The 19787-nt window shown below is 76.2% G+C and carries 21 protein-coding genes; 8 read left to right on the forward strand and 13 right to left on the reverse strand.

Annotated elements, in window-relative coordinates; translation table 11 throughout:
* Positions 1 to 5 precede the first annotated feature (5 nt).
* Genes JUB12_RS12955 through JUB12_RS12965 form a run of 3 tightly spaced genes read left to right on the forward strand, consistent with a single transcriptional unit; the run spans position 6 to position 2619 of the window.
* A complete protein-coding gene (locus JUB12_RS12955) occupies positions 6 to 365 on the forward strand; it encodes a hypothetical protein (protein ID WP_205695844.1) in 360 nt (119 codons plus the stop codon).
* The gene (locus JUB12_RS12960) at positions 362 to 1534 is read left to right on the forward strand and encodes an alanine--glyoxylate aminotransferase family protein (RefSeq protein ID WP_205695845.1); all 1173 of its coding nucleotides are present in this window, start codon (positions 362 to 364) and stop codon (positions 1532 to 1534) included. The genes JUB12_RS12955 and JUB12_RS12960 overlap by 4 nt, the downstream gene beginning before the upstream one ends.
* Positions 1531 to 2619, forward strand: a complete 1089-nt coding sequence (locus JUB12_RS12965; RefSeq protein WP_205695846.1) for an aminopeptidase — start codon at positions 1531 to 1533, stop codon at positions 2617 to 2619. The genes JUB12_RS12960 and JUB12_RS12965 overlap by 4 nt, the downstream gene beginning before the upstream one ends.
* On the opposite strand, the gene JUB12_RS12970 is transcribed toward JUB12_RS12965, so the two are convergent.
* Together JUB12_RS12970 and JUB12_RS12975 are read right to left on the reverse strand one after the other, a co-directional pair.
* Positions 2616 to 5486 carry a LuxR family transcriptional regulator gene (locus tag JUB12_RS12970; protein ID WP_205695847.1) on the reverse strand — a complete coding sequence of 957 codons (2871 nt, stop codon included), beginning with the start codon at positions 5484 to 5486 and terminating at the stop codon, positions 2616 to 2618. The two genes, JUB12_RS12965 and JUB12_RS12970, sit on opposite strands and share 4 nt — an antisense overlap.
* A 21-nt stretch (positions 5487 to 5507) precedes the next feature.
* Complete coding sequence (locus tag JUB12_RS12975; RefSeq protein WP_205695848.1) at positions 5508 to 5792, reverse strand: DUF4242 domain-containing protein; 285 nt, start codon at positions 5790 to 5792, stop codon at positions 5508 to 5510.
* Between the two features lie 371 nt (positions 5793 to 6163).
* Here JUB12_RS12975 and JUB12_RS12980 point away from each other — a divergent pair, with 371 nt between their 5' ends.
* Positions 6164 to 7039, forward strand: a complete 876-nt coding sequence (locus JUB12_RS12980; RefSeq protein ID WP_205695849.1) for a 3-hydroxybutyryl-CoA dehydrogenase — start codon at positions 6164 to 6166, stop codon at positions 7037 to 7039.
* Entirely contained in the window at positions 7039 to 8205 is a 1167-nt protein-coding gene (locus JUB12_RS12985) for an acyl-CoA dehydrogenase family protein (RefSeq protein WP_205695850.1), read from the forward strand. Before JUB12_RS12980 ends, JUB12_RS12985 begins: the two co-directional genes overlap by 1 nt.
* Before the next feature lie 12 nt (positions 8206 to 8217).
* Here JUB12_RS12985 and JUB12_RS12990 read toward each other — a convergent pair whose 3' ends face one another.
* The gene (locus JUB12_RS12990) at positions 8218 to 8724 is read right to left on the reverse strand and encodes a MarR family winged helix-turn-helix transcriptional regulator (protein ID WP_241004255.1); all 507 of its coding nucleotides are present in this window, start codon (positions 8722 to 8724) and stop codon (positions 8218 to 8220) included.
* A 50-nt stretch (positions 8725 to 8774) separates the two neighbouring features.
* Here JUB12_RS12990 and JUB12_RS12995 point away from each other — a divergent pair, with 50 nt between their 5' ends.
* Positions 8775 to 9566: a hypothetical protein gene (locus JUB12_RS12995; protein WP_205695851.1), complete on the forward strand. Its 792-nt coding sequence runs from the start codon at positions 8775 to 8777 to the stop codon at positions 9564 to 9566.
* Here the strand turns inward: JUB12_RS12995 and JUB12_RS13000 are convergent.
* Complete coding sequence (locus tag JUB12_RS13000; protein WP_205695852.1) at positions 9563 to 10462, reverse strand: hypothetical protein; 900 nt, start codon at positions 10460 to 10462, stop codon at positions 9563 to 9565. The two genes, JUB12_RS12995 and JUB12_RS13000, sit on opposite strands and share 4 nt — an antisense overlap.
* 100 nt (positions 10463 to 10562) lie before the next feature.
* On the opposite strand from JUB12_RS13000, the gene JUB12_RS13005 reads away from it, so the two are divergent.
* Positions 10563 to 10976 (forward strand): hypothetical protein, encoded by a 414-nt coding sequence (locus JUB12_RS13005; protein ID WP_205695853.1) that lies wholly within the window; start codon positions 10563 to 10565, stop codon positions 10974 to 10976.
* A 76-nt stretch (positions 10977 to 11052) separates the two neighbouring features.
* The gene (locus JUB12_RS13010; protein ID WP_205695854.1) at positions 11053 to 11727 is read left to right on the forward strand and encodes a DUF6766 family protein; all 675 of its coding nucleotides are present in this window, start codon (positions 11053 to 11055) and stop codon (positions 11725 to 11727) included.
* Here the strand turns inward: JUB12_RS13010 and JUB12_RS13015 are convergent.
* From JUB12_RS13015 to JUB12_RS13055, 9 genes are read right to left on the reverse strand one after another with little or no spacing between them, the layout of a single operon-like run.
* Entirely contained in the window at positions 11724 to 12842 is a 1119-nt protein-coding gene (locus tag JUB12_RS13015; protein WP_205695855.1) for an SDR family oxidoreductase, read from the reverse strand. The two genes, JUB12_RS13010 and JUB12_RS13015, sit on opposite strands and share 4 nt — an antisense overlap.
* Positions 12839 to 13615: an enoyl-ACP reductase FabI gene (gene fabI / locus JUB12_RS13020; protein WP_205695856.1), complete on the reverse strand. Its 777-nt coding sequence runs from the start codon at positions 13613 to 13615 to the stop codon at positions 12839 to 12841. The genes JUB12_RS13015 and fabI overlap by 4 nt, the downstream gene beginning before the upstream one ends.
* Entirely contained in the window at positions 13615 to 14145 is a 531-nt protein-coding gene (locus JUB12_RS13025) for a MaoC/PaaZ C-terminal domain-containing protein (protein ID WP_205695857.1), read from the reverse strand. The genes fabI and JUB12_RS13025 overlap by 1 nt, the downstream gene beginning before the upstream one ends.
* A gap of 11 nt (positions 14146 to 14156) precedes the next feature.
* Positions 14157 to 15599, reverse strand: a complete 1443-nt coding sequence (locus tag JUB12_RS13030; protein ID WP_205695858.1) for an acyl-CoA carboxylase subunit beta — start codon at positions 15597 to 15599, stop codon at positions 14157 to 14159.
* Positions 15599 to 16807 (reverse strand): beta-ketoacyl synthase, encoded by a 1209-nt coding sequence (locus JUB12_RS13035; protein ID WP_205695859.1) that lies wholly within the window; start codon positions 16805 to 16807, stop codon positions 15599 to 15601. The genes JUB12_RS13030 and JUB12_RS13035 overlap by 1 nt, the downstream gene beginning before the upstream one ends.
* Before the next feature lie 9 nt (positions 16808 to 16816).
* Complete coding sequence (locus JUB12_RS13040; protein WP_205695860.1) at positions 16817 to 17071, reverse strand: acyl carrier protein; 255 nt, start codon at positions 17069 to 17071, stop codon at positions 16817 to 16819.
* Positions 17072 to 17112: 41 nt separating this feature from the next.
* Entirely contained in the window at positions 17113 to 17901 is a 789-nt protein-coding gene (fabG, locus tag JUB12_RS13045) for a 3-oxoacyl-ACP reductase FabG (protein WP_205695861.1), read from the reverse strand.
* Complete coding sequence (locus tag JUB12_RS13050; RefSeq protein ID WP_205695862.1) at positions 17898 to 18902, reverse strand: beta-ketoacyl-ACP synthase 3; 1005 nt, start codon at positions 18900 to 18902, stop codon at positions 17898 to 17900. The genes fabG and JUB12_RS13050 overlap by 4 nt, the downstream gene beginning before the upstream one ends.
* The gene (locus tag JUB12_RS13055; RefSeq protein ID WP_205695863.1) at positions 18889 to 19752 is read right to left on the reverse strand and encodes an ACP S-malonyltransferase; all 864 of its coding nucleotides are present in this window, start codon (positions 19750 to 19752) and stop codon (positions 18889 to 18891) included. Before JUB12_RS13055 ends, JUB12_RS13050 begins: the two co-directional genes overlap by 14 nt.
* Positions 19753 to 19787 lie beyond the last annotated feature (35 nt).

The following is a 19787-nucleotide window of genomic DNA, read 5'->3' on the forward strand; positions in this document are numbered from 1 at the left end:
TCGGCGTGGGCCGGCGGTCGCGCAAGCGCGGGCAGGCGGAGATGCCGCCCGCGCCGGAGGTGCCCTACGCGCTGCCCGACGGCGGCGAGCTCGTGCTCCGCGGCGCGCTGACGCTCAAGACGCGCGAGCAGTACGCCGGCCTCGCCGGCAACGCCGCCGCCAACGCGGAGGACCTCTGGCAGCGGCGCGTCGAGTTCCTCTTCGAGCGCCTCGCCGTGCGGTGGGACGTCGCGGGCGTGGTCTGGGAGGGCCAGAAGGAGCTGCTCCAGCGCTTCCGCGTCGCCGGCGCCGAGGAGCGCAAGGCGGTGCGCGAGGCGCTGCGGGTGCACGTCGCGGACTGGTTCCCGGACGTGGAGGCCCCGTGACGTCGCCGGTGACGTCGCCGGCCGGCGAACGCCGGTTGTTGCTGGGGTCCGGACCGTCGCCGGTTCCGCAGCGCGTCCTCGACGCCCTCGCCCGACCGACGCTCGGCCACCTCGACCCGCGGTTCGGCGAGGTCATGGAGGACGTCGCCCGCCTGCTGCGCGCGACCTTCCAGACGGCCAACGACGTGACGCTGCCGCTGTCGGCCACGGGCAGCGGCGGGATGCAGATGCTCGTCGACGCGCTCGTCGTGCCCGGCGACCGCGTCGTCTGCGGCGTCCACGGCGCGTTCGGCGCGCGGATGGCCGACGCGCTCGGGCGCGCGGGCGCCGAGGTGGAGGTCGTCGAGGCCGCGTGGGGCCGGGCCATCCCGGTCGAGCGGCTCACCGCCGCGCTGCGCCCCGGCGACCGCGCGCTCTTCGTCGTCCACGGCGAGACCTCGACCGGCGTCTGCCAGCCGCTGGACGGCCTGGGCGACGCGGCCCACGAGGCCGGCGCGCTGTTGTTCGTGGACTGCGTCACCTCGCTGGCGGGCCAGCCGCTGGACCTCGACGCGGCCGGGGTCGACGCCGCCTTCTCCGGCTCGCAGAAGTGCCTCAACGCGCCGCCCGGCCTCGCGCCGTTCACCGCCGCACCGCGGGCGCTCGAGCGTCTCAGCCGCCGCTCCTGGTACTTCGACCTCGCCGCCTACCTCGGCTACTGGCGGCCCGAGGGCGACGGCGCGCGGGTCTACCACCACACGGCGCCGACGAACATGGTCGTCGCCCTGCGCGAGGCGCTCGCCGTCGTGCAGGAGGAGGGCCTCGAGGCGCGGTGGGCGCGCCACGCCGTCGCGCACGAGGCGCTGCGCCGGGCGCTCGAGGTGCTCGGCCTCGAGCGGATCGCGCCCGCCGGCGAGCAGCTCCACCCGCTGCTGGCGGTCCGCGTCCCCGACGGCGTCGACGAGGCCGCCGTGCGTGGGGCGCTGCTGCGCGACCACGGCATCGAGGTCAGCGGCGGGCTCGGCCCGTTCGCGGGTGCCGCGTGGCGGGTGGGCGTCATGGGCGAGGGCGCGCGGCCCGAGGCGCAGGAGCGCCTGGTCGGGGCGCTCGCCGGGCTGCTGGGCGCCGACGCGCCGGCCGCCCTGCGCGCGCTCGACGAAGGCTGGCGCGGCGCGGAGGTCCGGTCGTGAGGCCCGACCCCGCGGCGTTCGCCGACCTCATCGCCGGCTACTGCCTGGCGGTCAAGCCCGAGCAGACGGTCCTGATCCGCTCGACGCCGCTCGCCGCGCCGCTGCTGCTGGAGCTCCAGCGCGCGGTGCTCGAGCGCGACGCCTGGCCCGTCCTGCGCATCACGCTGCCCGGCGAGCAGCGCGGCTGGTACGAGCACGCGCGCGACCTGCACCTCGACGAGGCCCCGCGCATCGCGCTGGCCGAGGTCAAGCGCATCGACGCGACCGTCGGCATCCAGGCGCCCGAGGACCCGCTCGAGCTCGCCGGCGTCGACCCCGCGCGCATCCACCGGGCGGCCAGGGCGCGCAAGGGCATCCGCGAGCGGATGCTCGACAAGCGCTGGTGCTCGACGCTGTGGCCGACGCCCGCGCTCGCCGCGCAGGCCGGCATGGCCGAGGACGCGTTCGCCGGCTTCGTCGAGCGCGCGCTCTTCCTCGACCGCCCCGACCCGCTGGGCGGCTGGAACGGGCTGCGCCGCTTCCAGGACGCGCTGATCGAGCGCCTGCGCGACGCCGAGACGATCCGCCTCGAGGCCGAGGGCACCGACCTCGAGCTGCGGGTGAAGGGCCGCACCTGGGTCAACAGCGACGGCAAGCGCAACATGCCCAGCGGCGAGGTCTTCACCGGCCCGCACGAGCGCAGCGCCACCGGCACCGTGCGCTTCACGATCCCGTCGTCGCCCGCCGGCGTCGAGGTCCGCGGCGTGGAGCTCACCTTCAAGGACGGCGAGGTCGTCGACGCCCGCGCGGAGGCCGGCGAGGAGTACCTGCGCCGCGCGATCGCCACCGACGAGGGCGCCCGCTTCCTCGGCGAGCTCGGCATCGGCACGAACTCCGGCATCGACCGCCCGATCGGGACGATCCTCTTCGACGAGAAGATCGGTGGCACCGTCCACCTCGCGCTCGGCCGCTCGTACCCCGAGACCGGCGGCAAGAACGTCTCCGCCCTGCACTGGGACCTCATCTGCGACCTGCGGCGGGGCGGGCGGCTGCTCGCCGACGGCGAGGTGGTCCAGGAGGACGGGCGCTTCGTGGCGCTGGGCTAGCCCACGCCCGGCGTCGACAGCAGCAGCCCCAGCTCGCCCGCGCGCGTCGCCGCCTCGGTGCGGGTGCGGCAGCGCAGCTTGGTGAGGATGTTGCGCACGTGCATGTCGACCGTGCGCGTGGACAGGACGAGGCGGCCGGCGACCTCGCGGTTCGTCAGCCCCGCTGCGACCAGGCGCAGGACCTCCAGCTCGCGCGGGGAGAGGCCGGCGGTCTCGTGCTCGGCGGCGGCGCGGCGGCCGACGACGTCCTCGAGCGAGGCGTCGAGGGCGCCGACCGCGGCGACCACGTCCTCGGCGAGCGGGCGCGCACCGAGGTCGCGGGCGAGGGCGTGGGCGTCGGCGAGGCGCTCGAGGGCGACGTCGTCCTGCCCGGCGGCCGCCGCCGCTGCGGCGGCGCGCACGAGCACCTGCGCGCGCTCGAACGGGATCTGGAGGCCGGCGTGGAGCTCGACGACGCGGTCGAACTGCGCGACGGCGCCCTCGACGTCGTCCTCGGCGAGGGCCAGCTCGGCGAGCGCGAAGGCCAGCGCGGCGAGGGCGTCGGGGTGCCCGGCGGACGTGGCGATCGCCGAGAGCGCCTCGGTGCACCCACGCGCGAGCGCGAGCTCGCCCTCCCCCGCCAGCCACCCGGCCGCCCAGCGCAGGCCCCAGACGGCGTAGTGGTGGTCCTCGCTGCGGCCCCAGCGCCCGAGCAGGGCCCGGCAGTGCTCGACGGCCCGGCCTCGATCGCCCTCGCGCGCGGCGACCCCGGCGAGCGCCGCGAGGCTGTCGCACTGCATGGAGACGACGTCGATCTGGGTGGCGGTCTCGAGGCACCGGGTCAGCAGCGGCACCGCCGCGCCCGGGTCGCCGCGCCAGGCCAGCACAGCGCCGAGGACGCCGTCGGCCACGAGCGTGTCCTGCGGCCCGGCGTCCGGCGCGATGAGCGTGCGGCAGAGCGTGTCGACCTCGTCCCAGTCGCCGAGCTCGCGCAGCACGTAGGCCATGCAGGCGCGACACACCTCGCCGAGGGCCGAGTCGGCGTCGCACAGGCCCAGAGCGGTGTCGAGCGCGTCGCGCGCGCCCGGGTAGTCCCCCGCGATCTCGTGCGCGGTGCCCAGGCGCTGGTAGACCTCGGCGGCGACCGGCGTCAGCCCGTGGGCGAGGGCGAGCGACAGGCCGGCACGGACGGTCTCCAGACCCTCGGGCTCGCCGCGCTTGACGCGGGCGACGCCCTCGAGCCCCATGGCCCGCGCCTGCAGGTCGGGGCGCTCCGCGCGCACCGCCTCCTCGCGTGCCTGCGCGGCCGCCGCGACGGCCTGGACGTGGGTGCCGGAGGACTGGTGGTACTGCGCCATCACGAGCCGCTCGGCCGCCGCCTCGCCGGGCAGGCCGTTGGCCGCGAAGGCCTCGGCCGCCACCTGGCGGGCGACGAGCGCACGCCGGCGATCGCCCTGCAGCGCGTAGATCGCCGCCATGCGCCGCTCCGCGTCGGCCAGCGCACGCCCGGCGCCCTCGGCGCGCCGCGCGCTCACGACCTCGCGCTGGGCGCGCGCCGCCTCCGCGAGGTCGCCCGCCAGCTCGGCGCTGCGGGCGTGGCCCTCGAGGAGGGCGATGCGCGCAGGCCCGCGCTCGCCCTCCGGCCACAGGTCGAGGGCCTGGCGGCCGAGCCGTGCCGCGTCCCGGTGGGCGTGCACCGCCACGCGGTCGGCGATGGCGCGCACGAGGGCGTCGACCCCGCCGGCGGTGTCACGCGCCGCGAGGCGGTGCGCCGCCACCTCGGCGTGGTCGCCGCCGTCACGGTCGAGGGCCTCGGCGAGCCGGCGGTGCAGCGCGCGGCGGCGCAGCCACGGGACGTCCTCGTAGAGGGCGTCGCGCGTCAGCGGATGGCGGAAGGCGGCGGTGCCCGGCGCGGTCTCGACCACCAGCCCGGTGGCCAGGAGCTCGGCCAGCCCCGCCTCGCCGTCCGGCCCGGCGACGACCGCGAGGTCGAACCGTGGGCCGGCGACCGCGGCGGCCTCCGCGGCGGCGCGGGCCGCCGGCGACAGGCCGGCGACCTGGACGAGCACCGCGTCGCGCACCGTGCGCGGCAGCGGGACGTCCTGGTCGAGGTCGAGGGCCAGGCCCTCGGGCGTCGGGCGCACGCGCCGTTCGGCCTCGAGCGCCGCCCAGAGCTCCTCGACGAAGAACGGCGTGCCGCCCGTGCGGTCGTGGACGGTGGCGACCAGCGCGTCGGACGGCCGGTCGCCCGCGAGGTCGGCGAGCAGCGCCGCCGTCCCGTCGCGGTCCAGCGGCTCGAGGACGACCTCGCGCAGCGCACGGTCGCGGCGCAGGTCGTGGCGCAGCCGGCGCAGCGGGTGCGCGCGGGCCAGCTCGTCGGAGCGGTAGGCGGCGACGACGAGCAGCGGCAGGTCGCGCAGGGCCAGCGCGAGCGCGGCGAGCAGCTCGAGCGTCGCCTCGTCGGACCACTGGAGGTCGTCGAGCAGCATCGCGGCGGGACGGTCGGCGACGATCGCCTGCAGCCCGCAACGGATCGCCTCGACGAGCGTCGCGCGGTCCTCGCTCGGCGTCGCCGGGCCGAGCTCCGGCAGGAGCTGCGCGAGGCGGTCGCGCAGCGGGCCGCAGTCGTCGAGCGCGCGCGGGGTGCTGCGCAGGTGCTCGCGGAAGGCCGCCGTGACGGGGCCGTAGGGCGCGCACGCCGGCGCGGCGGCCCCGCGCACGAAGCGCGCGGGGCCGCCGGCCAGGACGTGGGTGGCCAGGCGGGTCTTGCCGACACCGGCCTCACCGGCCAGCAGGACGAGCGAGCCCTCGCCCGCGACGGCGCGGGCGAGCACGTCGCGCAGCTGGCGCTGCTCGAGCTCGCGGCCGACGAGCGTCCCCCCGGACACGGCCACGATGCTACGCCGCGATCAGCGCGGCAGCGAGCGGGGGCCCGTGCTGTCGAAGGTCGCGGTGACCTCCGCGACGAGGTTCGCCGGGAAGCCGCCGCGCTTGGCGTGCTCGAGCACGTCCTCGGCGGACGCGGCGTCGTGGACGCAGTAGACCTTGTCGCCGGCGACGTAGCTGTGGCGCCAGGTGTAGGGCCGCTCGAGGCCGTCGACGACGTCGTTGGACGTCTGCGTGATGCCGCGCAGGTCCTCGTCGGACAGCTGGGAGGCGCCGGGGATCTCGCGCTCGATGAGGTAGGTGGGCATGTGGTGAGCTCCTTGTGTGGACGGTGGTCGTTCGGACGCCGTCGAAGCTACGGGCGCCCCGCCGTGCTGCCATGCGCAGGACTGCCGTACCGGACGCGCCGGCCTACCGCATCTGCGGGTGGCCCCTCGCCGGGGGCGAGCGGACGGACGGCGGGCGCGACGTGGTCCCCGACGGCCGCCGGCGGCTGGCGACGGACCCGTGGCCCACGCTGGTGGGACCGTGACCCCCCGGATGGGGGAACCTCGCGGTCAGGGCCTTGACACCTTGTCGGACGACGGCAAAGTCTGCCCGGGCGTTTGTGCGGACGTCCGATGGTCGGACGCCCGCGTTGCTGCGAGCGTGCGACCGCAAGCAACGAGGGAGACAGGACATGCAGGTGGGATCAGCCGCCGTCGTAGGGGCGGGCTTCATGGGTTCGGGGATCGCGGAGTCCGCGGCCCGTGCGGGGTGTCGTGTGGTGGTGCACGAGCCTGAGCGCCCACCGCTGGAGCGCTCGCGCGACAAGGTCCATCGCTCCGTGGAGAAGGCCGTGAAGGCCGGCAAGCTCGACGACGGCGCTGCGGGCGAGCTGCTCGGCCGCCTGTCGTGGTCCACCGACCTGGACGAGCTCTCCGGCGCCGAGGTCGTGATGGAGGCCGTCATCGAGGACCCCAAGGTCAAGGGCAAGCTCTTCCAGCGCCTGGACCGCGCGCTGCCCGACGCCCGGATCCTGGCCACCAACACGTCGTCGATCCCGATCGCCGAGGTCGCGTCCTGGACCGCGCGGCGCGACCGCGTCGTGGGTCTGCACTTCTTCAGCCCGGTGCCGGTCATGAAGCTCGTCGAGGTCGTGCGCGGCATCGACACCTCCGACGACGTCCTCCGCGAGGCCGAGGCCTTCGCCCACCAGATCGGCAAGCAGCCGATTCGCACCAAGGACCGCTCGGGCTTCATCGTCAACATGCTCCTGGTCCCCTACCTCATGTCCGGCATCCGGATGTACGAGGACGGCTTCGCCTCCCGTGAGGACATCGACAAGGGCATGAAGCTCGGCTGCGGCCACCCCATGGGCCCCCTCGAGCTGGCCGACTTCATCGGCCTGGACGTCATGTACGCCATCGGCCAGTCCCTCTACGAGGAGTTCAAGCGCCCCGACTTCGCCCCGCCCCCACTGCTCAAGCGCATGGTCGTCTCCGGCCACTTCGGCCGCAAGAGCGGCCGCGGCTTCTACGAGTACGAGACCGCCCCGGCGAAGGTGGCGGCCTGATGAGCGCGACGACCCCGGCCTACGCCGAGCTCTACGACGTCCCGCAGGAGCACAAGGACTTCGTCGCCCTGGTCCGCCAGCTCGCCCAGGAGCAGATCGCCCCGCGCTCCGCCGAGATCGACGCGACCGCCGAGTACCCCTGGGACGTCCGCAAGCTGCTGGCCGAGAACGACGTCCTGGCGCTGCCCTTCGCCGAGGAGTTCGGCGGCATGGGCACCGGGACGCTCATGCTGCAGATGGCCGTCGAGGAGATCGCCAAGGTCGACGCCTCCTGCGCGTTGATCCTGATGGTCCAGGAGCTGGGGTCGCTGCCGATCCAGCTCTTCGGCTCCCAGGAGCTCAAGGAGCGCTTCCTGCCCCGGTGCGCGACGGGCGAGTGGTCGCCCGCGTTCGCCCTGAGCGAGCCGGAGGCCGGCAGCGACCCGGCCTCCATGCGCACCCATGCCGAGCTGGACGAGGCCACGGGCGAGTGGGTGATCAACGGCCAGAAGAACTGGATCACCAACGCGGGGATCGCGGACTTCTACGTCGTGTTCGCCAAGACCGACCGCGAGGCCAACCGGATCACCGCGTTCGTGGTCGAGAAGGACCGCGAGGGCTTCGACCCCGGCCAGCTCGAGCACAAGCTGGGCATCAAGGGCTCGCCGACGGGCCAGCCGTCGTTCACCGACGTGCGCGTCCCCCAGGAGAACGTCATCGGCGAGGTCGGCCGCGGCCTGGGCGTCGCGCTGGGGACCCTGGAGCACACCCGTCTGGGTGCCGCCGCGCAGGCGGTCGGCATCGCGCAGGGCGCCATCGACTACGCGCTCGCGTACGCCAAGGAGCGCATCGCCTTCGGCAAGCCGATCGCCCAGCTGCCCTCCATCCAGGACAAGCTCGCGGTCATGCAGACCAAGACCGCCGCCGCGCGCGAGCTGCTCTACAAGGCCTGCGCCCTGGCCGACCGCAAGGACCCCCAGGCACCCAAGTACAGCTCCATGGCCAAGCTCTTCGCCAGCGACAGCGCCATGGAGGTCACGGTCGAGGCGGTCCAGGTCCTCGGCGGCTACGGCTACGTCAAGGAGTACCCCGTCGAGCGCTACATGCGCGACGCCAAGATCACCCAGATCTACGAGGGCACCAACGAGATCCAGCGCCTCGTCATCGCCCGCCAGATGCTCCGCTAGGCGATGGCGCGGTCAGTCCTGGAAGTCGCCGGCCTGCGCGCGCAGGCCCCTGAGCAGCCGGAAGACCTCGTCGGCCTCGCGGTCGCCCAGCGGGGCGATGCCGAAGCCCGCGGCGTTCAGCGCCTCGGTGCTCTGCACCGCGACGCGGCGCCCCTCCTCGGTGATTGCCGCCAGGGTGGTGCGCCGGTCCTGGTCGTGGGGCCGGCGCTCGACCAGGCCGTCGGCCACCAGCCGGTCGACGACGTTCGTGACGCTCGCGCGGTGGACCTGCAGGCGGGTGCCCATCTTGCCCAGCGGCAGGGCGCCGTTGCGGGAGTAGTGCAGGAGCAGGAGCGCCTCGTAGCGCGGGAAGGTCAGGCCCCAGGGACGCAGCTCGTCGTTGAGCCGGCCCAGGAGGATCTGGTGGGCGCGCATGATCGACGTGACCGCGCGCATCGCGGCCGTCGCGTCGGAGCCCCAGTGCGTGTCCCACTGGCGGCCGGCCTCGTCGATCGGGTCGAACGGGAGGGGCGGCGACACGCCCGGCAGTCTCGCCCATCGCGCGGCGCGACGACGCGGAGGGGCTGTCGGTGAGCGCCACGTACGAGGCCTTCGCCGTCCGCCGGGCGACGGACGGCCTGCCCGACCCGCGGCCCGTCCAGGGCACGACCTTCACCCGCGAGGAGATCCTCGACGCGATCCGCCGGTGGGCCGAGCTCCACGGCGGGCCGCCCGCCTCCGACGACTGGGACCCCGCGCGGGCTCGCCGCCAGGGCAAGCCGTGGCGCGCCGAGCTCTTCCACGCCGGCACGTGGCCGTCGGTGCGCATGGTGCGCCGCCAGTTCGCGACGTTCGGCGCCGCCCTGGAGGCCGCGGGCTTCCCGGCGACGCGGACCGGCAAGGGCAAGCCGCGCCTGGCCGGCCGCGACGAGGTGCTGCGCGCGATCCGCGAGTGGTTGCGCCGCTACGGCGAGCCGCCGACCCAGGCCGACTGGGACCCGGTCCGCGCCCGCAGCCGCGGGCAGGAGTGGCGCATCGAGCGCTACCGCGCCGGCGACTGGCCGAGCCTCGCGACGGCCCGCAGCCACTTCGGCAGCCTCGGCGCCGCCGTGCGCGCCGCGGGGCTGGAGCCCGGCGCACGCTGGGAGTCCCTCGAGGACCGGGCCGCGCGCCACGAGCGCAACCTGCGCGCCCTCGCCGACCACGACGCGGCGCAGGCCGGCCCCACCGGCCCGACCGTGCTCGCCCAGGGGCTGCGCGAGGTCGCGGCCGCCCGCGCGGCGCGCGACGACGAGGCGCTGCGCGCCGGGCTGCTCGAGCTCGCGTCCTCGGCCCTGCGGTGGGCCGGCGAGGTGCGCTGGACGCCGGACGAGGAGCGCTAGCCCAGCTCTGGAGTGAGCACCTCGCGCGCCGCCCAGGGCACCTCGCCCGAGTCGCAGCGGCGCACGAGCCTGCCCGTCCGGCGGTCGAAGGCCGCGGTGGTGACGCGGAGGCGGCCCGCCGCCCCGCCGCCCGCCAGGAAGCGGCCGTTGAACTGCGCGCGGTAGCGGACCGCGCCGCCCGTCAGGCGCACCACGAAGCGCTCGTCCTGGGTGAAGCTGCCGTCGCCGACGATCGTCGTCGGCGAGGTGGAGTTCGTGACGACGAAGCTCGGGCCGCGGTCGCAGCGCAGCCGCACCGTCCAGCGGGCGCCCAGACGCGTCGGCGGGTCGGCCATGCGCAGCTGCACGACCCCGGGCACCGCCCCGACGCGCGCGTCGATCAGGCCCGCGTAGAAGGCCCGCGGCGACGGGTTCATCACCGGCGTGGTGCCGGGGTCCGCGGTCAGGCGCGCGAGGATCGGACGGCTCGGCAGCTCGGTGCAGCGGCTGGCGCGCTTCCCGGGGCGCCGCTCGGTCCCGGTGATGCGCAGGACGCCGAACATCGTGTCGCCCTGGACCTTCGTCGCGAGCTCCCAGGCGTAGTCCAGCCGGTTGCGCCCGACGCGGTAGGTCGTCGCGCCGCGCGCGGCGAGCGTGGCGCCGTCCCAGCCGACCGTCTTGCGCCCGGTGCCGTCGTAGACGTTGCCGCTGGGGCAGCGGACCGCCGTCTCGAAGCGCAGGGTCACCCGGCCGGGCTGGACCACCTGGGCGACGAAGCCGACGTGCCCGGTGAACGGCGCACGGGTGACGTCCGCCCGGGGGAACCACCCGCCGGCGAAGGTCGGCACGGGCTGGGCCTGCGCCGCCGCCTGCTCGGCGGTCGCGAGTGCCAGCGCGCACGCGATCGCCGTTGCCACGAATCCTCCCAGCCGTCGCATGCGGTCAGGGATTCCCGCGCGATCCGTGCGCAACGCCTGCCCGTTTGGGCGGTGCGCGCCCCTGGGCAGGAGGACGGCGGTGGCGCGTACGCACTCCCTCCTACTCGCGGTCACGGCCGCCGGGGTCGCCCTGGCCGGCTGCGGCACGAGCGACGACCGCGACCAGGCGCGGGCGACGGTCGAGCGCTTCTACGACGCGGTCCGCCACAAGGACGGCGAGGCGGCGTGCCGGCAGCTCAGCGCGCCGGCGCAGGACCAGGTCGAGGGGCAGAGCGGCCGGCGCTGCAACGAGGCGATCACCGCGCTGGACCTGGAGGGCGAGGCGGTCGTCGGCGCGGAGGTGTGGGTCACCAACGCCAAGGTCGACCTGCGCTCGGGCGAGTCGGCCTTCCTGGGGCGCGAGGCCGTCGGCTGGCGGATCACGGCGCTGGGCTGCAAGCCCGAGGGCGACAAGCCCGCCGACCGCCCCTTCGACTGCGAGGTGGAGGCGTGAAGACGCAGACGGTCCTGTACGCGCTGGTGATCCTGGCCGGTCTGGCCATGGCGTTCGCCGTGGGGGCGCTCGGCCAGTGAGCCGCTGGCTGCGCGACAACAGCCTCGGCGTCGCCTTCGGCGTCCTCTTCCTCGTCACGCTCGTCGCGCAGGCGCTCGTCGGTCACGCCGACTTCAACCACCAGCAGGTCGCCCACCAGGCCGAGACCGTCTCGCTGGAGCGCTACCTGACGTCCTCGGCGTTCTGGGTCGACGTCATGGAGAACTGGCAGTCCGAGTACCTGCAGTTCACGCTCTTCGTCCTGGCCGCCGTCTGGTTCGTCCAGCGGGGCTCGACCGAGTCCAAGAAGCTCGAGGACATCGGCGGCGAGGGCGACGAGGAGCAGCAGGTCGGCCGCTTCGCCGACGACGACTCGCCGCTGTGGGCGCGGGTCGGCGGCTGGCGCACGACGCTGTACTCGAACTCCTTCGTGCTCGTGATGGGCCTCATCTGGCTCGGGTCCTGGTCGGCGCAGGCGGTCACGGGACGCGTCGAGTACAACGCCCAGCAGCTCGACCACCAGGAGGCGTCGCTGTCGCTGTGGCAGTACGTGGGCACGTCGGACTTCTGGAACCGCACGCTGCAGAACTGGCAGTCCGAGTTCCTCGCCGTCGGCTCGATGGTCGTCTTCTCGATCTACCTGCGCCAGCGGGGCTCGTCGCAGTCCAAGCCGGTCGGCGCGGCGCACGCCGAGACCGCGGACGAGGGCTAGGCGGCGGCGCGCTCGGCGGCGGCCGGCAGATCTCCGCGCGCCTGTGCGCGCGTGCGCGCGCGACGACCCCAGCGCGCCGCGCGCGCGTGGTGCAGGAGCGCCGGCAGGTGCTCGGGCAACCGCGGGACGTCGACGCCGGCACGGGCCAGGAGCGCCGCGCCCCGGTCGGTGGCGAAGCGCGTGGCCACGTCGAAGTACGGGACGTACACGGCGCCCTGGCCGCCGGCGGCCTGGAGTGCGTCGCCACCCGCCGCGGTGAACCGCGGCGCCGGCCGGTCGAGCAGGTGGGAGGCCACCTGTGCCAGCTCGCGGACCGTGATGGCGTGCGGACCGGCGGCAAGAGCGAACGCGCCGGTCGGCTCCTCGGGGTCGGCGAGGAGCTCCAGGACGCCGGCGGCCACGGCGTCGACGGGGATCGTGTCGACGACGCCGTCCGGGTCGGCCGGCAGCTCGTCGAGCAGGCCGCGGCTGAACGCCTGCAGCGGCCAGTAGAGGACGTTGAACGCGGAGGTCCAGCCACTGCCGGCCTCCCCCATGACGATGCTCGGGCGCGCGATCGCGGCGGGGATGCCGCTCGCGGCGACGAGGCGCTCGGCCTCGGCCTTCGTGCGCTCGTAGGTGTTGCGGAACGCGACGTCGAGCGGCGGTGGGGTCAGCTCGCCGGCGACGCCCTCGTGGCGCCCGGCGACGAACGCGGTCGACACGTGCACGAGCCGCGGCGCGGCCCGCAGCGCCGAGACGAGCTCGAGGACCTCGGCGGTCCCGCCGACGTTCACCGCGCGGGCCTCGTCGAGCGGCAGGTCGAAGGTGATCGACGCCCCGCAGTGCACGACCGCGGCGACCTCGTCGACCAGGCGCTCGCGGGCGGCGCGCGCGAGGCCCAGGCGCGGCGCGACGAGATCGCCCGGCACCGCCCGCAGCCGGTCGCGCCCCGGCACCGCGACGCCCTCGCCGTGCAGCTGCGCGAGCGCCGCGTCCATCCGGCGCTCCGCGGCGTCGGCGTCGGGCGCGCGGACGAGGGCGACGACGCGGTCGCCCCGGGCGAGCAGCGCGTCGGCGAGCACGGCGCCGAGGAAGCCGGTCGCGCCGGTGAGGAGGACCGCGCCGTTGGTCATGCGGCGGCCCCCACGGCGTGGAAGCCGCCGTCGACGTGGAGGATCTCGCCGGTCGTGGCGGCGGCCATCGGCGAGAGCAGGAACCGCACGGCGTCGGCCACGGGGCCGGTGTCGCGCGTGTCCCACCCCAGCGGCGCCTGGCGCTGCCAGTGGTCGCGCAGCCCGTCGAAGCCCGGGATGCCGCCGGCGGCGATGGTCTCGAGCGGCCCGGCGCTCACGAGGTTGACCCGCACGCCCCGCGGTCCGAGGTCGCGCGCGAGGTAGCGCGAGACCGCCTCGAGGGCCGCCTTGCTCACGCCCATCCAGTCGTACACCGGCCAGGCGACCGTCGCGTCGAAGTCCAGCCCGACGACGGACGCGCCGCCCTCGGCGCGCTCGAGCAGGTCCAGCAGCGCCGCGGTCAGCGCCTTGAACGAGAAGGCCGACGTGCGGAAGGCGACCTCGGCGCTCTCGGGCGGCGTCTCGAGGAACTGGCCGCCCAGCGCGTCCGGCGGGGCGAAGGCGATCGCGTGGAGGATCCCGTCCAGCCCGCCCCACCGTGCGGCGAGGTCGTCGGCGACACGCCGCAGGTGCTCGGGCTCGTTGACGTCGAGCTCGAGGACGTCCACCTCCGCGGGGAGCTGGCGGGCGGCGCGCTGGGTGAGGCGCAGGCCGCGGCCGAAGCCGGTGAGCACGACCTCTGCGCCGTCGGCCAGCGCGCGGTTGGCGACCTCCCACGCGATCGAGTCGCGCGTGAGGACGCCGGTGACCAGGAGGCGACGGCCCTCGAGCATCAGAGGAAGACCGGGACGCGGCCGTCGGCGTCGGGCGCGTGGGGATCGGCCTGCGCGTCCTCGCGGGCCCAGAGGACCTCGACGCGGGCGCGGCAGCAGAGGCGGTCGTCGTGGTCGCGCACCGCCCAGGTCAGCGCGACGAGCCCGGCAGGGCCGGGCAGGTCGCGCACCTCGGCGACCTCGCCGTCGACGCGGACGTGCTCGTCCAGCGCGACGGGGCGCTTGAACACGACGTCGCCCAGCCGGCGCAGCGCGACGACGCGGCGCGGGTCGAACGGCACGAGGCCGGCGGCGACCGAGACGACGAGCAGGCCGTGGGCGATGCGCTGGCCGAACGGCGAGCGGGCCGCCCAGGCGGCGTCGACGTGCTGGGGGTGGTGGTCGCCGGTGAGCGCGGCGAAGCCGAGGACGTCGCGCTCGTCGACCGGGCGCCAGCCCGTGCGGAAGCGCTGGCCGGCGGCCAGGTCCTCGAAGGGCGCCGACCAGCGCAGCTCGGGCGCGGCGGGGGCGGTCGCGGTGGGCGGGGTCATGCTGGGTCCTCCTAGAGCCGGACGTTGCGGGCCGGGCGCGGGGCGCCGGCACCGTCGAGGTGGGTGAGCGCCTGGGCGAGGCGCTCGCGCGTGTCGGACGGCGCGACGACCTCGTCGATCGAGCCGCCGCGCACGGCGCCCGCGACCGAGAGGTGCTCGGCGGCGTAGCGCGCGCCGCGCCGGCGGCGCTCGGCGACCGGGTCGTCGGCGGCGGCGATGGCGCGGCGCTCGACGATGCCGACGGCCTGCTCGGCGCCCATGACGCCGAGCTGCGCCTGGGGCCAGGCGAGGACGAGGTCCGCGCCCAGCTCGCGCGAGTTCATCGCGATGTACGCACCGCCGAACGCCTTGCGCAGCACGACGGTGAGCCGCGGGACCGACGCGCCCGCGAACGCGTGCACGAGCTTGGACCCGTGGCGGATGACGCCGTCGGCCTCCTGCTTGGTCCCGGGCAGGAACCCGGGCGTGTCGACGAGCACGACGAGCGGCAGCCCGAAGAGGTCGCAGGTGCGGATGAACCGGGCCGCCTTCGCGGCCGACTCGCTGTCCAGCACGCCGCCGAGGTGGCGCGGCTGGTTGGCGACGATGCCCACGGCCCGGCCGTCGAGGCGGGCGTAGGCCGTCACGACGTTGCGCGCCCAGCGCTCGCCGAGCTCGAGCAGCCGGCCGCCGTCGACGATCGCCCGCGCGACGTCGCGCACGTCGTAGACCTTGCGCGGGTCGTCGGGCACCGCGGCGTCGGGCGCGTGGCCGGGCGGGTCCACGACGGGCCAGCGCGGCGGGCGCTCGCCCGCGCGGTGCGGGAGGTAGTCGAGCAGGTCGCGCGCGAGCCACGCGGCGTCGGCGTCGGTCTGCGCGACGAGGTCGCAGACGCCGTTGCGCTCGTGCACGCGCGGTCCGCCCAGGCCCGCGGCGTCGACCTCCTCGCCGAGCACCTCCCGCACGACGCCCGGGCCGGTCAGGAACATCGCGGCGTCGCGCGTCATGACGACGTGGTCGGTGAGCGCCGGGCCGTAGGACCCGCCGCCCGCGCTGACGCCCGCGACGACGCTGACCTGCGGGACGAGGCCCGAGAGCGCCACGTGCTCGCGGAAGATCCGGCCGTAGCCGTTGAGCGCGTCGAGGCCCTCCTGCAGGCGGGCACCGGCCGAGGCGACGAAGCCGACGGCGGGGACGCGCGCGCGGCCGGCGAGGCGCAGGACCTGGCAGATCGTCTCGGCGTGCGCCGCGCCGAGGGACCCGCCGGCGAACGACGGGTCCTGCGCGAAGGCGTAGACCGGCCGGCCGTCGATGCGCCCGGCGGCGCCCAGGACGCCGTCGCCCGCGGCACCGTCGGCGAGCTTGCGCGACACGACGCCGGTGCGCACGAGCGAGAGCGACCCCGGGTCGCACAGGACCTCGAGGCGCTCCAGGGCGCTGAGCTGCTCGGCGGGCCGCTCGGCGAGCTTGAGCATCACGCGGCCTCGAGGCAGAGGACGGCGTTGTGGCCGCCGAAGCCGAACGAGTTCGACAGGCCGACGGGCGCCCGCTCCGGGTCGTCGAGGGCGAGCGGGCGCGCCGAGCCGCCCGGCACGTAGTCGAGGTCCAGGCCCTCCTCGCGCTCCGCCCAGCCGACGGTGGGCGGGGCGACGCGGTCGCGCAGCGCCAGGACGGTCGCGACCGCCTCGACGGCCCCGGCGGCCCCGAGCAGGTGGCCGATCGCCGACTTCAGCGAGGAGACCGGGACCTCCGTCGCGCGCTCACCCAGCGCCTCGTGCAGCGCGCGCGTCTCGGCCCGGTCGTTGAGCGGCGTGGAGGTGCCGTGGGCGTTGACGTAGTCGACGTCGGCGGGCTCGAGCCCGGCGTCGCGCAGCGCGTGGCGCACGGCGCGCGCCGCGCCCTGGCCCTCGGGGTGCGGGGCCGTGAGGTGGTGGGCGTCGCTCGTGGCGCCGTAGCCGCGCAGCGTCGCGAGGATGCGCGCGCCGCGTTCGCGCGCCGCGTCGCCGTCCTCGAGGACGAGCACGCCGGCGCCCTCCCCCATGACGAAGCCGTCACGCCGTGCGTCGAACGGGCGCGAGACGCCGCTCGGGCTCAGCGCGTCCATCGCCGCGAAGGCGGTCTTCGAGAGCGGGGTGATCGCCGCCTCGCTGCCACCGCACACGACGGCGGTCGCGTCGCCGCACTGGATCGCGCGGGCCGCGCTGCCGATCGCGTGGGCCCCGGCCGCGCAGGCGGAGACCACGCCGTAGGTCAGCCCGCGCAGGTCGTGGCGCAGCGCCACCGCGGCGGCGGGCGCGTTGCTCATCATGAGCGGGATGGACAGCGGCCCGACGCCGACCGGGCCGCGGTCGCGCAGGTCGTGCACGGCGCCCTCGAGCGTGTGGATCCCGCCGATCCCGGTCCCGACGATGCAGCCGACGAGCTCGGGGTCGTAGGGCGGCGCGTCGGCGTCCCAGCCCGCGTCGGCCAGCGCCTCGCCGGCGGCGACGCGCGCGAGCTGCGTGCAGCGGTCGGCCCGGCGCGCCTCCTTCTTGGAGAGGTGCTCGGCCGGGTCGTAGGCGCCGCAGCGGCCCTCGCCGTCCTCGATGCCGCTCGCGCCGGCCGACCAGCGCTCGTGCAGGACGCGGGCGCCGACGCCCAGCGGCGTCACGGCACCCACGCCCGTGATGACGACGTCGCCCACGGGCGTGCCTCAGCCGGCGCGCGCGACGATGCGGTCGACCGCGTCGCCGACGGTCTTGAACTCCTTGACGTCCGAGCTCTCGAGCCGGACGCCGTACTCCTCCTCGACGATCTGCGCGAGCTCGGCGAGGTCGAGGGAGTCGATGTCGAGCGCCTCGAAGGTCGCCTCGCGGGTGACGTCCTCGACGGCGACGTCGCCGAAGGACGAGATCGCCTCGGCGACGCGGGCCTGGACGGCCTCGGGGGTGACGGCGGTGGTGGCCATGGTGGGTGGGTCCTCCTCGGGTGGTGGGACTTCGGGGTGGATCAGGCGGAGAGGCCGCCGTCGACGGGGAGCGTCGCGGCGGTCACGTAGGCGGCGGCGTCGCTGGCCAGGAAGCGCACGGCGGCGGCGACGTCCTCGGGCGTGCCGACGCGCTTGGCGGGGATGTGGTCGGCCAGGCCGCCGGCCGGGAGGTCGGCGGTCATGTCGGTGGCGATGAAGCCCGGGGCGACGGCGTTGACGGTCACGCCGCGCCGGGCGACCTCGTGGGCGACGGTCTGGGTCATCGCGACGAGGCCCGCCTTCGCGGCGGCGTAGTTGGCCTGGCCGGCGTTGGCACGCAGGCCGACGATCGACGCGACGTTGACGATGCGCCCGTAGCGGGCGCGGACCATGCCGCGCAGCGCGGCGCGCGTGAGGCGGAAGGCGGACGTGAGGTTCGTCTCGAGGACGCGGTCCCAGGCCTCGTCGGTGAGCTGGAGGGCCAGGCCGTCGTCGCGCACGCCGGCGTTGTTGACGAGGCACAGGACGGGGCCGAGCTCCTGCTGGACCTCGTCGAGCAGGCGCGCGGCGGCGTCGGGCTCCGCGACGTCGCCGCGGACGACGTGGGCGCTGCCACCCGCGTCGCGGATCGCGGCGGCGGTGCGCCGGGCGCCGTCCTCGTCGGCCTTGAAGCCCACGCCGACGGCCCAGCCGTCGTCGGCCAGCGCCGTGGCGACGGCCGCGCCGATGCCGCGCGAGGCGCCGGTGACGAGGGCGACGGCGCCCTGGGGGCGCGCGGTGCCGGGGACCAGCTTGGCGGCGGAGGTCGCCGTCTCGGCCGTGGCGCTCATGCCGCCGCCTCCCACTCGAGCAGCGCGGCGCCCCACGTGAGGCCGGCACCGAACGCGCAGACCAGGACGCGGCCCGGGTCGGGCAGCCTGCCGGCCGCCTTCGCCCGGGCCAGCGCCAGGGGGATGGTCGCCGCCGACGTGTTGCCCGTCTGGGCGATGTCGTCGACGATCCGGTCGGCCGGGAGGCCGAGCCGGTCGGCCACCGCGGCGGTGATGCGCGCGTTGGCCTGGTGGGGGACGACGAGGTCGACGTCCTGCAGCTCGATGCCGGCGCGGTCGCAGACGCGCCTGGCCGCGCCGGTCATGGCGCTCACGGCGCGCCGGAAGGTCTCGTGGCCGTCCATCGTCAGCCGGCCGCCGACCTCGCAGGCGATGAGGTCCGCGCCGGTGCCGTCGCTGCCCAGGACGACGGGGCCCAGGCGCCCGCCCTCGCCGTTGGCGGTGAGCACCGCCGCGGCCGCGCCGTCGCCGAACAGCGGCGTCGTCATCTTGTCGGCGGGGGCCAGGATGGAGGTCAGGCGCTCGGCGCCGACGACGAGCGCGCACTGCGCGCGGCCGGTCTCGAGCTGGGCGGCGGCGGTCGTCAGCGCCGTGAGCCAGCCCGTGCACGCGGCCCACACGTCGTAGGCGGCGGCGCCGTGGGTGCCCAGCCGCGCGGCGAGCACCGGCGCGACCGACGGCGTCACGCGGTCCGGCGTCATCGTCGCGACGACGACGAGGTCCACCTCGCTGGCCGAGACGCCCGCGTCGTCCAGGGCGGCACGGGCAGCGTGCTCGGCGAGGTCCGTGGTGCCGACGCCCTCGCCGGCACGCCGCCGTTCGTCGATGCCCGTGCGCCGGGCGATCCAGGTCTCGTCGACGCCGATCGCCGCGGCGACGGGGCCGTTGGTGATGCGCTCGTCGGGCAGCGCGGCGCCGAGGCCGGCGAGCCGCGCGGCGTGCACGCTGCGCAGGTCCGTGACGCTCGCGCCCTCCTCGATGACGGCGCTATGCCAGTGCACGGGCGTCCTCCAGGCGGGCGGCGGTGACGTCGGGCAGGCAGCGCTGCACGAGCTTGACCAGGACGTCGCCCGGGCCGACGTCGACCACGTGGCGCGCCCCGCGGTCGTGCAGCGCCGTCATCGTCTCGCGCCAGCGCACCGGCGCGGTGAGCGCCTCGGCCAGCTCGCGGCGGACGTCGGTGAAGGGCTGCGCGGTGGCGCAGTGCAGGACGGGGATCCGCGGCTCGTGGACCGGGACCTGCCGCAGCGCCGCGGCGAACCCGGCGCGCGCCGCCGCCATCTGCGGCGAGTGGAAGGCACCGGCGACGTCGAGGCGCAGCACCCGGACCCGGTCGGCCCGCGCGGCGAGCACGACCTGCTCGAGCCGGTCCTTGGAGCCCGAGAGGACGACCTGCCCGGGCGCGTTGTCGTTGGCGACCGCGACGTCGTGCGCCTCGGCCAGCCGCCGCGCCTGCGCGGGCGTCGCGCCCAGCAGTGCGAGCATCGTGCCGCCCCCGGCCCGCTCCCCCGCCTCGGCCATCAGCCGGCCGCGCGTCACGGCGAGCGCCACGGCGTCCTGCTCCTCCAGGACCCCGGCCGCCGCGAGCGCGCTCAGCTCGCCGAGCGAATGGCCGGAGACCGCGACCGGTCGAAGGTCCCTGAGCAAGTCCCACCCGGCGAGCGAGGCGCACAGGATCGCGGGCTGCGCGAACCGCGTGCTCTCCCCGACCCGCGCGAACGGGTCCTCGCCGGCGAGCTCGGTCGCCAGCTCCAGCAGGTCCGGCCGCTCGGCGGCGACGAACTCGCGCATGTCCTTCGTGTGGGCACCCTGGCCGGGGAAGACCGCGGCGGTGGGGACGGGGTCGAACACGCCCTGACCCTCTCTGGGTCCGGCGGTCGCGCTGA

Source organism: Conexibacter sp. SYSU D00693 (assembly GCF_017084525.1).
GTDB lineage: Bacteria > Actinomycetota > Thermoleophilia > Solirubrobacterales > Solirubrobacteraceae > Baekduia.

Excerpts from the sequence above, each read along its gene's own strand:
- JUB12_RS12975 (WP_205695848.1), bottom strand. The coding sequence starts at position 5,792 with ATGCCCACCTACCTCATCGAGCGCGAGATCCCCGGCGCCTCCCAGCTG.
- JUB12_RS12980 (WP_205695849.1), top strand. The coding sequence starts at position 6,164 with ATGCAGGTGGGATCAGCCGCCGTCGTAGGGGCGGGCTTCATGGGTTCG.
- JUB12_RS12985 (WP_205695850.1), top strand. The coding sequence starts at position 7,039 with ATGAGCGCGACGACCCCGGCCTACGCCGAGCTCTACGACGTCCCGCAG.
- JUB12_RS13015 (WP_205695855.1), bottom strand. The coding sequence starts at position 12,842 with ATGACCAACGGCGCGGTCCTCCTCACCGGCGCGACCGGCTTCCTCGGC.
- fabI (WP_205695856.1), bottom strand. The coding sequence starts at position 13,615 with ATGCTCGAGGGCCGTCGCCTCCTGGTCACCGGCGTCCTCACGCGCGAC.
- JUB12_RS13025 (WP_205695857.1), bottom strand. The coding sequence starts at position 14,145 with ATGACCCCGCCCACCGCGACCGCCCCCGCCGCGCCCGAGCTGCGCTGG.
- JUB12_RS13030 (WP_205695858.1), bottom strand. The coding sequence starts at position 15,599 with ATGCTCAAGCTCGCCGAGCGGCCCGCCGAGCAGCTCAGCGCCCTGGAG.
- JUB12_RS13040 (WP_205695860.1), bottom strand. The coding sequence starts at position 17,071 with ATGGCCACCACCGCCGTCACCCCCGAGGCCGTCCAGGCCCGCGTCGCC.
- fabG (WP_205695861.1), bottom strand. The coding sequence starts at position 17,901 with ATGAGCGCCACGGCCGAGACGGCGACCTCCGCCGCCAAGCTGGTCCCC.